A 12,817-nucleotide genomic window follows, 5' to 3' on the forward strand; every position below is an offset into this window, starting at 1 on the left:
TCAGGATCACTGAGCGACGTAGAGATCCTTGTAGTTCGGCGCACCGAGCGCACCGTCACCGGTCGGGTTCCCGATCTTCTCGCCGAAGGCGAAGAGGTCGTTGCGGAACGCGGTCGGGATGATCGGGTAGTACTCGGTCGCGATCTCCTCGTCGAGGGCACCCCAGGCGTCGGGCTGCTCCTCGAGCGGCAGGGTGCCGATCTCGTCCATCTTCTCGTCGATCTCCGGCTCGGAGAAGAACGCCGTGTTGTAGGTGGCGCCCGTACGGAGGAGGGCCGGGATCATCGTGGAGCCGGACGGCCAGTCCGAGCACCAGTTGACACCGCGGAGGTTGAGCTTCTTGTTGATCTTGTTGTCCGGGTCGGTCCAGATCGTGTACAGCGAGGTCTCGATCGGCACGGGGTAGGACTTGACCGTGAAGCCGGAGTCGGTGAGGCCCTTCTCGATCTGCTTCTGAGCAGCCTCGGTGGTCGGCGAGCCGGTGTTGTAGGCCATGTGGATCTCGAAGCCCTCCTCGCCGGCCTCGGCCAGGAGCTCCTTCGCCTTCTCGGGCTGGTAGGTGATCTGCTCGCCGTCGACCTGGTAGTCGGACTTGCCCGCCATGCCGGGAGGCATGATCGAGTTCGCCGGGACGCGGGTCACGCCGGGGACCTCACCGGAGGCCTGCCACACGCTCTCGTACGGGTAGGCGTACGCCAGGGCCTTGCGGATCTCCGGCGTCGTCTTCTCGTAGTCGGGCGCCCAGAAGCTGGTGCACTGCGCCGACTGCTGCACGAGGCGGTCGCCGAGCTCCTGGTTGAAGTTGGCGTAGTTCTCGGCGGTGATGCTGGCCGAGAGGGCCGTCTGCGACTCGGTGTTGCCGCTGAGCATCAGCTCGTCGGTCTGGGTCGGGTCGGCAGCGAACTTGAAGACCCACTTGTCGGCGTACTGGTGACGGGCCGGGTCGGACTCGGCCACCCAGGCGTCGTTCTTGACGAGCACGAGCTCCTCGCTCGGGCGGAACGACTCCACCTTGTAGGGGCCCGTGGAGAGCGGGCTGCGGCCGTACTCCGGCGGGTCGGAGACCTTGCCGAGCGGGGCCGGGCCCATCGCCATGAAGGCGCCCCAGTAGTCCATGTCGGGGAACGGCATGGACATCTTGATGGTCACCGTGCGGGCGGCCTCGTCGAAGGTGATGCCCTCGTAGTCCTTGCCCTTGTCGGTGTAGGGACCGTTGTACTTGTCGGCGTCGAGGAAGTAGTGCTTGGAGTACTCGGTGCCGGGACCGGACGGGAAGGCCTCGGAGTCGAGCGAGCGCTCGATGCCCCAGGCGACCTCCTCAGCGGTGATCGGCTTGCCGTCCTCCCACGTCGCGTCCTCACGGATGGTGAAGGTCCACTCCGTGAAGTCCTCGTTCGGGGAGCCGAGGTCGGTCGCGAGGTCCGGGACGAGCACCATCTCGCCGGTCTCGTTGTCACGGGCGTACTGGGTCAGCGACCGGTGCGTGAGCGCCTGCTGGATCGAGTTGCCCGTCACCGACCAGCCGTTGGTCGGGTCGAGGTCCTCGGGGCCCGGGTCGTCCGGCAGGTACACCGTGATGGTGCCGCCGGCCGATGCGCCCTCGACCTCGGGCGCGGGGCCCTGGCGCGATTCGTCCTTCGCGATGGTCTCCGCAGCGTTCTGGAAGCCGTCGTTGCCGTCGCTGCCGGTCTCGTCCTCGTTCCCGCCGCCGCCACCACAGGCAGCGAGGGTCACGAGCGCGGCACTGGTGGCGAGTGCTCCCGCCGCCTTGCTCCGTCTCATTGTCCAGCCTTTCGTTGTTGTTCGCACCACGGAAGCGCCCGGGTGACGTCTGGGTGACCCGCTCAGCGGCGGGTCTTGGGGTCGAACGCGTCGCGTACCGCGTCGCCGAGGAGGTTGAGCGCGAGGACGAGGGCCACCACGCCGATCAGCGGCTCCCACAGGTAGAGCGAGTAGTTGCTCCAGTAGGGCACCGCGTTGGCGATGGTCTGGCCCCACGACGCGCTGCCGGTCACGCCGATGCCGAGGAAGGCCAGGCCGGCCTCCGCCGCCACGAACGCCGGCAGCATCAGCGAGATGCTGATGACGATCGGCGCGGTGAGGTTGGGCAGCAGCTCGCGGAAGAGGATGCGCTTGGTCGGCATGCCGAGAACCCGGGCCGCGTGGATGAACTCGCGCTCGCGCAACGAGAGCACCTCACCGCGGATGAGGCGGGCCACCGTCATCCAGCCGAACAGCGACAGGATGCCGATCAGCGAGGCGATCTGCACCGTCTCGTAGCTGTCGCTGGTGCCGAAGCGGTCGATGATGATCGGGGCGATCGTCAGCGCCGCGAGCAGGAAGGGGATGGTGAGGAAGAAGTCGATGACGAAGGACAGCACCTTGTCGACGACGCCGCCGGCGAAGCCCGCCACCAGGCCGACGATGATGCCGAACACCGACGCGAACAGCGTCGCGGCGCCCGCGATCAGCAGCGAGGTCCGGCAGCCGTAGATCCAGTGCGCGAGGTTGTCGGCACCGGTGCGGGGGGCGAGGCCGAAGGGGTGCGAGGGGTCGAAGTCGTTGAACGGCGGGCCCGTCTTGGGGTAGCCGACGCCCGGGTTGGCGAAGTTGCACTCGAGCACCTCGCACGCCGTGACGGTCTCCAGGTCGACACCGAAGGCCTTCGCGATCAGGTCGGCGAAGATCGCGACGAGCACGAAGAACAGGACGACGACGGCGCAGACGATCGCGATCTTGTCGCGCCGCAGGCGGGCGAACGCGATCTGCATCGGCGACTTGCCGGAGATCTCCTTCGCCTGCTTGCTGTTCGGGTCGGTGATCTCCGCTTCGTCGCTGAGCGAGCCCAGGGTCTCAGGCCCTGTCGCTTGTGCCGACATTCTCTCCCCATCGCGTCCGGGTTCAGTGGCGCCCTGCGAGTCCCTCCCGGGACCGCGCCGAACGGGACTCTATGTGACCCACGACGCGGCGACGATCACTGATGAGTAACGATCCCGTTACGACGCGTTCGCCGACCGACCCCGTCGTTCGTCCGTCTGTTCGGTGACCGGACGTCGGTTCTTCCGCCGTCGGCGGCCCGGGCCGGGCGACCTTCCGGCACGCGACAGCCCCCTCGGCGCGCCGTCGTGCGGCTCGCCGAGGGGGCGGGGTCGGGGGTGCGGAATCGAGGGGCGGCTACTCCTCGTGGCTCCTCTGATCGGGAGCGACGTCCGCCGGCACGGCGTCCACGCCGGCTTCCTTGCGCTGCTCCGGCGTGATGGGCGCAGGCGCCGCCGTGAGCGGGTCGTAGCCGCCTCCGGACTTCGGGAAGGCGATCACGTCGCGGATCGAGTCCGTGCCGGCGAGCAGCGCGACGATGCGGTCCATGCCGACGGCGATGCCGCCGTGCGGCGGTGCCCCGAACTTGAAGGCGTCGAGGAGGAAGCCGAACTTCTCCTGCGCCTCGTCCTCCGAGAGCCCCATCACCGCGAAGACGCGCTTCTGGATGTCGCTGCGGTGGATACGGATCGACCCACCGCCGAGCTCGTTGCCGTTGCAGACGATGTCGTAGGCGTAGGCCAGCGCGCTGCCCGGGTCGGTGTCGAAGGTGTCGAGGAACTCGGCCTTCGGGCTGGTGAAGGCGTGGTGCACGGCCGTCCAGGCGCCCGCGCCCACCGCGACGTCACCGCTCGCGACCGCCTCCGAGCTCGGCTCGAACAGCGGCGCGTCGACGACCCAGGTGAAGGCGAACCGCGAGTCGTCGAGCATGCCCCCGCGGCGGCCGATCTCCAGCCGGGCGGCGCCCAGCAGCGCGCGGCTGCTCTTGACCGGGCCGGCGGCGAAGAACACGCAGTCGCCGGGGCTCGCACCCACGTGGGCCGCGAGGCCCGCGCGCTCGGTGTCGCTGAGGTTCTTCGCGACCGGGCCGCCGAGCTCGCCGTCCTCGGCCACGGTGACGTACGCCAGGCCCTTCGCGCCACGCTGCTTGGCCCAGTCCTGCCACGCGTCGAACTGGCGACGCGGCTGGCTGCCGCCACCCGGCATGACCACCGCGCCGACGTAGTCGGCCTGGAAGACCCGGAACGTGGTGTCCGCGAAGTACTCGGTGCAGTCGACGAGCTCGAGGCCCATCCGCAGGTCGGGCTTGTCCGAGCCGTACCTCGCCATCGCCTCGGCGTACGTCATCCGCGGCAGCGGCCGCTCGATCGTGTGGCCGGCCTGGGCCCACATCGCCTCGAGGACGTCCTCCATCAACGTGATGACGTCCTCCTGGTCCACGAAGCTCATCTCGATGTCGAGCTGGGTGAACTCCGGCTGGCGGTCGGCGCGGAAGTCCTCGTCGCGGTAGCAGCGTGCGATCTGGTAGTAGCGCTCCATGCCGCCGACCATCAGCAGCTGCTTGAACAGCTGCGGGCTCTGCGGCAGGGCGTACCAGCTGCCCGGTGCCAGCCGGGCCGGCACCAGGAAGTCGCGTGCGCCCTCCGGCGTGGAGCGGGTCAGCGTCGGCGTCTCGACCTCGACGAAGCCGCGCGCGTCGAGGACGTCGCGGGCCGACTTGTTGATCCTGCTGCGCAGCCGCAGGGCGGCGTTGGGGCCCGAGCGGCGCAGGTCGAGGTAGCGGTGCTTGAGGCGGGCCTCCTCGCCGACCTCGCCGCCCTTGTGGCCGGACGCGTCGTCGATGGGGAACGGCAGCGGGTCGGAGGTCGAGAGCACCTCGAGGTCGGTGGCGACGACCTCGATCTCGCCGGTGGCGAGCTGGGGGTTCTCGTTGCCCTCCTTGCGCGCGACGACCTCGCCGGTCACCTTCAGGCAGTACTCGCTGCGCAGGCTGTGCGCGATCTCCTCGTCGCGGACGACGACCTGCACCACCCCGCTGGCCTCACGGAGGTCGAGGAACGCGACGCCGCCGTGGTCGCGACGGCGCGCCACCCACCCGGCGAGCGTGACGGTCTGGCCGACGTGCTCGGCACGCAGGGCGCCGGCGTCATGGGTGCGGATCACTGGATCTCCTCGGTCTCACTGATGGCTGTGCTGCTGGCTGTGCTGATGGTGGTGGGCCGGAGGTCGGCCTCGGGCGGGCTCCAGGTCGACGGATCGGCCTCGACCTGGTCCCCCGTGCGGATGTCCTTCACCTGGCTGGTGCCGTCCGGCTGCACGAACCAGACGTAGGGGATGCCGCGACGCTCGGCGAAGCGGATCTGCTTGCCGAACCGCGCCGGCGACGGGGCGACCTCGCACGCGATGTCGCGGGCCCGCAGCGCAGCGGCGACCCGGGTGCTGGCCGCCCGCTCCTCCTCGGAGCTGACGGCCACGAGCACCGCGCTCGGCACCGGCCGGCTCCCGGAGAGGACGCCGTCGGTGATGAGCGGGACCAGGGTGCGGGAGACGCCGAAGGAGACGCCCACGCCCGGGTACGTCGTGCGGCCGTCGCTGGCGAGCGCGTCGTAGCGCCCTCCCCCGCCGACGGACTTCAGCCGCTCGTAGCCGGCCATGAAGATCTCCACGACCGTGCCCGTGTAGTAGTCGAGCCCACGAGCGATGCGCAGGTTGGCCTCCACGTCGACGCGGTCGCCGGCCACGGCCCGGCAGCCGTCGACGACCGCCGCGAGCTCCTCGAGGCCCTCGTCGAGCAGGGCGTCGGTGACGCCGAGCGCGCGCACCCGCTCGACGAGGGAGCCGTCCGCGACGCGGATGGTCGCCAGCTCCAGGCAGCGCTGCGCCTGCTCCGCCGTGGTGCCGACCCGCTCGACCAGCAGGGCGGCCACCTCCTCGGCGGGCAGCTTGTCGAGCTTGTCGATCACCCGGATCGCGTCGGTGACGTCGTCGATGCCGAGACCGCGGTAGAAGCCCTGGATCAGCTTGCGGTTGTTGAACTGGAAGGACAGGCGCGGCAGCGGCAGGCGGCCGAGCGCGTCCACCATCACCGACATGACCTCGACGTCGTGGTGGAACGGCAGCTCGTCGCGACCCACGACGTCGACGTCGGCCTGCGTGAACTGGCGGTAGCGGCCCTCCTGCGGCCGCTCCCCCCGCCAGACCGGCTGCACCTGGTAGCGGCGGAACGGGAACTCCAGGTGACCTGCGTGCTCGAGGACGTAGCGGGCGAACGGCACGGTGAGGTCGAAGTGCAGGCCGAGCTCGGCCTTCGAGTCCGGCTCGGCGGCGATGCGCTGCAGGACGTAGATCTCCTTGTCGATCTCGCCGCCCTTCGCGAGCCGGTCGATCGGCTCGACGACACGCGTCTCGATGTTGGCGAAGCCGTGGAGCTCGAAGGTGCGCGACAGCGACGCGACGACCTCGCGCTCGACGGTGCGCTGCGCGGGCAGCAGCTCGGGGAACCCGCTCAGCGGGCTGATCTTGCTCATCACACGTCCTGGCCCAGGTCTCGGAGGAAGGGATTGGTGGCGCGCTCGCGCCCGATCGAGGTCTGCTCGCCGTGCCCGGGCAGCACCACGACGTCGTCGGCGAGGGGCAGCACCTTGGCGGCGAGGCTGCGCAGCATCGTCGCGTGGTCGCCGCCGGGCAGGTCCGTGCGGCCGATGGAGCCGGCGAAGAGCAGGTCGCCGGAGAACATCACCTCGGAGACGTCCTGCTGCGCGTACGGCGTGCGGAAGGTCACCGACCCCTCGGTGTGCCCGGGCGTGTGGTCGACGACGAACCGCAGGCCCGCCAGCTCGAGCTCGGTGAGGTCCGACAGCTCACGTACGTCGTCGGGCTCCGCCCAGGTGTGGTCACCCCCGAGGAGCATCCGCGTGGTCTCCGGGCTCATCCCGGCCATCGGGTCGGTCAGCAGGTGGCGGTCGTCGGGGTGGATCCAGGCCGTGGCGTCGTAGGTGCCGGCGACCGGGGCCACGCACCACATGTGGTCGACGTGTCCGTGGGTGACGAGCACGCTGACCGGCTTCAGCCGGTGCTCGCGCACCACCTCGGCCACCCCCGCGGCCGCGTCCTTGCCCGGGTCGACGACCACGCACTCGGTCCCCGGACCCGTCGCCACGACGTAGCAGTTGGTCCCCCAGGGTCCGGCGGGGAAGCCAGCGATGAACACAGGCGTCAGTCCTTGCAGTCGGGGGCTGTCGAGCGGGTGGCGAGCAGGTCGCACGCCGGTGGCGGGCCGGGGCGGCCGCGTGGCGGCCCGTTCGTCGGTGGGAAGCCTACCGAGGGCACTCCGGGCCATGACTACGATGGGCGACCATGAGCGCCGACAAGCAGTCACGGGACGACTCGACCCCCGGTGAGGTGGCCTGGGGTCGGGTGGCCGAGGACGGCACCGTCTATGTCCGCACCGCCGACGGGGAGCGTTCCGTCGGGTCCTACGAGGCCGGCACACCGGCCGAGGCACTGGAGTTCTTCACCAAGCGCTTCGACGAGCTGGAGGGCAAGGTCCGCCTGCTCGAGCAGCGTGTCGCCTCGGGTCGCCTGGCCCCCGAGGAGGCGGCCTCGGCGGCCAAGGCGCTGCGGGAGCAGGTGGTCGACGCCCACGCGGTCGGTGACCTGGTCTCGCTCGCGGCGCGTCTCGACGCGCTCGCGCCGCTGATCGCGGCGCAGCGCTCGGCGCGCAAGGAGGAGCGCGCGCAGCGCAGCGCGGAGTCCAAGGCGGCGAAGGAGAAGCTCGTCGCCGAGGCCGAGCGCCTCGCGGAGGGCACCGACTGGCGCAACGGCGCCAACCGCCTGCGCGAGCTGCTGGCCACGTGGAAGGAGCTGCCGCGGCTCGACCGCGCGACCGACGACGCCCTGTGGCGACGCTTCTCGACCGCCCGCACGACGTACACGCGCCACCGCAAGGCGCACTTCGCCGAGGAGCACGAGCGCCGCGACGCCGCCCGCGTGGTGAAGGAGCGCCTGGTCAAGGAGGCCGAGGCGCTGTCCACCTCGACCGAGTGGGGACCGACGGCGGGCAGGTACCGCGACCTGATGCGCGAGTGGAAGGCCGCCGGGCCGGCGCCGCGCGACGTCGACGACCGGCTCTGGCAGCGGTTCCGCAGCGCGCAGGACACGTTCTTCGGCGCCCGCGACGCCGCCAACGCCGCGCTCGACCAGGAGTTCGCCGCCAACGCCGAGGTCAAGGAGGCGATCCTGGTCGAGGCCGAGGCGCTGGTGCCGTCCCTGCAGTCCGGCTCGGGCGACCTCGAGGCGACCAAGAAGGCCTTCCGCGACCTGGCCGACCGCTGGGACGCCGCCGGCAAGGTGCCGCGTGAGCGGATGAAGGAGCTCGAGGGCCGCATGCGCAAGGTCGAGCAGGCCATCCGCGCGGTCGAGGACGAGCAGTGGAGCCGCAGCGACCCGGAGAAGTCGGCGCGTGCCGACGACATGATCAGCAAGCTCGAGGCCGGCATCGCCGAGACGCAGGCGCGGCTCGACAAGGCCACCGCCGCGGGCGACGAGCGCAAGGTGAAGGACCTCGAGTCCGAGCTCGCCAACAAGCAGGCCTTCCTCGACATGGCCCGCAGGGCCGCCGCCGACTTCGGCTGAGGGGCGCGCGGGTCACGCGGTGACGCGGTAGGCGTCGAACACCCCGGGGACCGCCCGCACGGCGCGCAGCACGCCGTCGAGGTGGGCGGCGTCGGCCATCTCGAAGGAGAACCGGCTCTTCGCCACGCGGTCGCGCGTGGTGGAGAGGGTAGCGCTGAGGATGTTCACGTGGGCGTCGGAGAGCGCCATCGTGATGTCGGAGAGCAGGCGGGCCCGGTCGAGCGCCTCGACCTGGATGTTGACCAGGAAGGTGGACTGCGACGTCGGGGCCCACTCGACCTCGAGGACGCGCTCGGGCTGGCCGAGCAGGCTGCTGGCGTTCGTGCAGTCCTTCCGGTGGACCGACACTCCCCCGCCCTTGGTCACGAAGCCGAGGATCGGGTCGGGCGGCACCGGCGTGCAGCACTTGGCGAGCTTGACCCACAGGTCGTCGACGCCCTTGACGATGACACCGGAGTCGGTGGGGCCGCGCTTCGCGCTGGTGCGGGAGCGACCCGTGATGGTGACGCCCTCCGCGAGGTCCTCCTGGGCCCCCTCGTCGCCGCCGTGGAGGTCGATGACCCGGCGCACCACCGCCTGGGCGCTGAGGTTGCCCTCCCCCACCGCGGCGTAGAGCGCGGACACGTCGGCGTGGTGGAAGTGCTCCGCGACCAGCGCGAGGATGTCGTGCGTCATCAGGCGGTTGAGGGGCAGGCCCTCCTTGCGCATGAGCTTGGCGATCTGGTCCTTGCCGCGCTCGATCGCCTCCTCGCGGCGCTCCTTGGTGAACCACTGCCGGATCTTGGAGCGCGCGCGCGGCGACTGCACGAAGTTGAGCCAGTCGCGCGAGGGGCCCGACGTCGGCGACTTCGACGTGAACACCTCCACGACGTCGCCGTTGTCGAGCGTCGACTCCAGCGGCACGAGCCGCCCGTTGACCCGCGAGCCGATGGTGTGGTGGCCGACCTCGGTGTGCACGGCGTACGCGAAGTCGACCGGCGTGGACCCCATCGGGAGCGGGATGACGTCGCCGCGCGGGGTGAACACGTAGACCTGCTGCTGGTTCATCTCGAACCGCAGCGACTCCAAGAACTCCCCCGGGTCCTCGACCTCGCTCTGCCAGTCGAGCAGCTGGCGCAGCCAGGTGAGGTCGTCCTTGTCGCCGAGCCGGTCGGTGTCGACGCCGGCCTTGGAGTTCTCCTTGTACTTCCAGTGCGCCGCCACGCCGTACTCGGCCCGGCGGTGCTGGGCGAAGGTGCGGATCTGCACCTCGACCGGCTTGCCCTGCGGGCCGATGACCGTGGTGTGCAGCGACTGGTACATGTTGAACTTCGGCATCGCGACGTAGTCCTTGAACCGCCCGAGCACCGGGTTCCAGCGGGAGTGGATCACGCCGAGCGCGCTGTAGCAGTCGCGGTCCTCGTCGACGAGGATGCGGATGCCGACGAGGTCGTAGATGTCGGAGAAGTCGCGGCCGCCGACGATCATCTTCTGGTAGATCGAGTAGTAGTGCTTCGGCCGACCGGTCACCTTGGCGTTGATGCGGGCGGACTTGAGGTCCTGCTCGACCTCGGCGACGACCTCGGCGAGGAACTGGTCGCGCGAGGGGGCGCGCTCGGCGACCATCCGGACGATCTCGTCGTAGATCTTGGGGTGGAGCGTGGCGAAGGCGAGGTCCTCCAGCTCCCACTTGAGCGTGTTCATGCCGAGCCGGTGGGCCAGGGGGGCGTAGATGTCGAGCGTCTCGCGCGAGGACCGCTCCTGCGAGGCGGCCGGGACGTAGCGCAGGGTGCGCATGTTGTGGAGCCGGTCGGCGAGCTTGATCACCAGGACGCGGATGTCGCGCGACATCGCCACGATCATCTTGCGGATCGTCTCGGCCTGCGCCGAGTCGCCGTACTGCACCTTGTCGAGCTTGGTGACGCCGTCGACCAGCAGCGCCACCTCGTCACCGAAGTCGGCGCGCAGCTCGTCGAGGGTGTACGGCGTGTCCTCGACGGTGTCGTGCAGGAGAGCGGCGACGAGCGTCGGCTCGGTCATGCCGATGTCGGCGAGGATCGTGGTGACCGCGAGCGGGTGGGTGATGTAGGGGTCGCCGCTCTTGCGCATCTGGCCGGTGTGCCACTTGTCCGCGACGGCGTAGGCCCGCTCGAGCAGGGCGAGGTCGGCCTTCGGGTGGTTGGCGCGGACGGCCCGGAAGAGCGGCTCCAGGACCGGGTTCGACGAGGGCGGGCGGGTGCCCACGCGGGCCAGTCGTGCCCGCATGCCGCGCGCGGTGAGGGGAGCCTTCCCCTCCTGCGCGGGTGCCTGCTCCTCTGCCATTGCCCCAGTCTAGTGAGGGTGCGGGCAGGCTGGTGCGCCGACCGGGGGCGATCGCGGCGAGGCGGCTCAGATGGTGAGCAGCGTGGAGACGGGCAGGTCGCCGATCACCGACCGCGGCTGGAGGAACGACAGCTCCAGCAGGACCGACGCGCCGGTGGCCACACCGCCGCAGGCCTCGATGAGCTGCCGCGTCGCCACGACGGTGCCGCCGGTGGCGAGCACGTCGTCGACCATCAGCACCCGCTCCCCGGGCGCGATGCCGTCGCGGTGCACCTCCAGCGTCGCCTCGCCGTACTCCAGGGCGTACGACACCGCGTGCGCCTCCCGCGGGAGCTTGCCGGCCTTGCGCACGGGGACGAACCCGACGCCCAGCGCCAGCGCCACCGGCGCGGCGAGGATGAAGCCGCGGGCCTCCATGCCGACGACCTTGTCGACGACGACATCGCCGCGCTCGTCGCGGCCGGCGGCCGCCAGAGCGGTGATGACCGCCGAGAAGGCGTGGTGGTCGGCCAGGACGGGCGTGATGTCCTTGAACGTCACGCCCGGCTCGGGCCAGTCGGGGACGTCGACGGTGAGTCGGGCGAGCGCCTCCTGGGCCGTACGCCGGTCAGGCATCGCCGGGCTCGCCCGGCTGCTGCGAGACCGGCTCGTCGACCTTGGCGATGGCCGCACGGGCGATCTCGATCTGTGTCCCCGGCGCCACCTCGAGGCGGGCGCGCTCGTCGGTGAGCGAGACGACGGTGCCGAAGACGCCCGACGACATCATCACGCGCTGACCCACCTGGATGCTCTCCTGCAGGGCCACGACCTGCCGCTGCCGGCGCTGCTGCGGGCGGACCACCATGAACCAGAAGAGGGCCAGGATGGCGACCAGGGGAAGGAGGGCGGCGAGGTCGTTCACGGTGGGGGTCTCCTCGGGAGATCGTGGGTGATCGGTGGGTGTCGGCCCGAGGAGTCTACGGGTGCTCAGACGTCGTCGAAGAGCGTGGAGTCCACGCTCGGGACCGGCGGCGGGGTGAGCCCCAGGTGGTGCCAGGCGGCCGGGGTCGCGACACGGCCGCGGGGCGTGCGGGCCAGCAGGCCGGTGCGGACCAGGAACGGCTCCGCGACCTCCTCGACGGTCTCGCGCTCCTCGCCGACCGCGACGGCGAGGGTCGAGACGCCGACCGGTCCACCGCCGAAGCGGCGGCAGAGCACGTCGAGCACCGCCCGGTCGAGGCGGTCGAGGCCGGACTCGTCGACCTCGAACAGCTCGAGCGCGGCCTGGGCGACAGCGAGGGTGAGCACGCCGTCGGCACGCACCTGGGCGTAGTCGCGGACCCGGCGCAGCAGCCGGTTGGCGATCCGCGGCGTGCCGCGCGAGCGCGAGGCGATCTCACTCGAGCCCTCGGCCGTGAGGTGCACGCCGAGCAGCCCGGCGGAGCGGTGCACGATCCGGTCGAGCTCGTCGGGCTCGTAGAACTCCAGGTGGGCGGTGAAGCCGAACCGGTCGCGCAGCGGACCCGGCAGGAGCCCGGCCCGGGTGGTCGCGCCGACGAGGGTGAAGGGCGGGATGTCGAGCGGGATCGCGGTGGCGCCGGGGCCCTTGCCGATCACCACGTCGACGCGGAAGTCCTCCATCGCCATGTAGAGCATCTCCTCCGCCGGCCGTGACATCCGGTGGATCTCGTCGACGAAGAGGACGTCTCCCTCGTTGAGCCCCGACAGGATCGCGGCCAGGTCGCCGGCGTGGGTGATGGCCGGTCCGCTGGTGAGCCGCAGCGGCGTGCCCATCTCGGCGGCGATGATCATCGCGAGCGTGGTCTTGCCGAGCCCGGGCGGCCCGGACAGCAGGACGTGGTCGGGGGCGCGGCCGCGGCGGCGCGCCGCCTCGAGGACCAGGCCGAGCTGGTCGCGCACCCGCGCCTGCCCGACCACCTCGTCGAGCGTCTTCGGTCGCAGCGCGGCCTCGACGGCGCGCTCGTCGCCGTCGGCGTCGGCGTCGGTGAGCCGCTGGAGGTGGCTGAGCTCCGCGGCCGTGAGCTCGACCTCGTCCACGTCGGCGTCGTCGTCCCAGTTCATCGGA

The 12,817-nt window shown here is 71.0% G+C and carries 10 protein-coding genes; 1 reads left to right on the plus strand and 9 read right to left on the minus strand.

The features are described from left to right. Window positions 1-6 precede the first annotated feature (6 nt). From J3P32_RS00945 to J3P32_RS00965, 5 genes are all read right to left on the minus strand, one after another. Window positions 7-1,782, minus strand: coding sequence for an ABC transporter substrate-binding protein (locus tag J3P32_RS00945; RefSeq protein ID WP_210437847.1), 1,776 nt, complete (start codon window positions 1,780-1,782; stop codon window positions 7-9). A gap of 62 nt (window positions 1,783-1,844) precedes the next feature. Then, complete coding sequence (locus J3P32_RS00950; RefSeq protein WP_210437856.1) at window positions 1,845-2,879, minus strand: ABC transporter permease; 1,035 nt, start codon at window positions 2,877-2,879, stop codon at window positions 1,845-1,847. A 295-nt stretch (window positions 2,880-3,174) separates the two neighbouring features. Then, a complete protein-coding gene (gene aspS / locus J3P32_RS00955; protein ID WP_210437858.1) occupies window positions 3,175-4,980 on the minus strand; it encodes an aspartate--tRNA ligase in 1,806 nt (601 codons plus the stop codon). After that, complete coding sequence (hisS, locus tag J3P32_RS00960; protein WP_210437860.1) at window positions 4,977-6,344, minus strand: histidine--tRNA ligase; 1,368 nt, start codon at window positions 6,342-6,344, stop codon at window positions 4,977-4,979. The genes aspS and hisS overlap by 4 nt, the downstream gene beginning before the upstream one ends. Further along, a complete protein-coding gene (locus tag J3P32_RS00965; RefSeq protein WP_210437861.1) occupies window positions 6,344-7,027 on the minus strand; it encodes an MBL fold metallo-hydrolase in 684 nt (227 codons plus the stop codon). Before J3P32_RS00965 ends, hisS begins: the two co-directional genes overlap by 1 nt. A gap of 146 nt (window positions 7,028-7,173) precedes the next feature. Between J3P32_RS00965 and J3P32_RS00970 the strand changes: the two genes are divergently transcribed. Continuing rightward, complete coding sequence (locus J3P32_RS00970) at window positions 7,174-8,451, plus strand: DUF349 domain-containing protein (RefSeq protein ID WP_210437863.1); 1,278 nt, start codon at window positions 7,174-7,176, stop codon at window positions 8,449-8,451. 12 nt (window positions 8,452-8,463) lie between these two features. On the opposite strand, the gene J3P32_RS00975 is transcribed toward J3P32_RS00970, so the two are convergent. From J3P32_RS00975 to ruvB, 4 genes are all read right to left on the minus strand, one after another. Then, a complete protein-coding gene (locus J3P32_RS00975; RefSeq protein ID WP_246849846.1) occupies window positions 8,464-10,752 on the minus strand; it encodes a RelA/SpoT family protein in 2,289 nt (762 codons plus the stop codon). Window positions 10,753-10,818: 66 nt separating this feature from the next. Continuing rightward, window positions 10,819-11,367, minus strand: a complete 549-nt coding sequence (locus J3P32_RS00980; RefSeq protein WP_210437865.1) for an adenine phosphoribosyltransferase — start codon at window positions 11,365-11,367, stop codon at window positions 10,819-10,821. Beyond that, window positions 11,360-11,653, minus strand: a complete 294-nt coding sequence (yajC, locus tag J3P32_RS00985) for a preprotein translocase subunit YajC (RefSeq protein ID WP_210437867.1) — start codon at window positions 11,651-11,653, stop codon at window positions 11,360-11,362. The genes J3P32_RS00980 and yajC overlap by 8 nt, the downstream gene beginning before the upstream one ends. A 65-nt stretch (window positions 11,654-11,718) precedes the next feature. Then, a complete protein-coding gene (gene ruvB, locus J3P32_RS00990; RefSeq protein WP_210437882.1) occupies window positions 11,719-12,813 on the minus strand; it encodes a Holliday junction branch migration DNA helicase RuvB in 1,095 nt (364 codons plus the stop codon). Between the last annotated feature and the right edge of the window lie 4 nt (window positions 12,814-12,817).

Origin of the sequence: Nocardioides xinjiangensis (assembly GCF_017916385.1) — a bacterium.
In the GTDB taxonomy this organism is placed as follows: Bacteria; Actinomycetota; Actinomycetes; order Propionibacteriales; family Nocardioidaceae; genus Nocardioides; species Nocardioides xinjiangensis.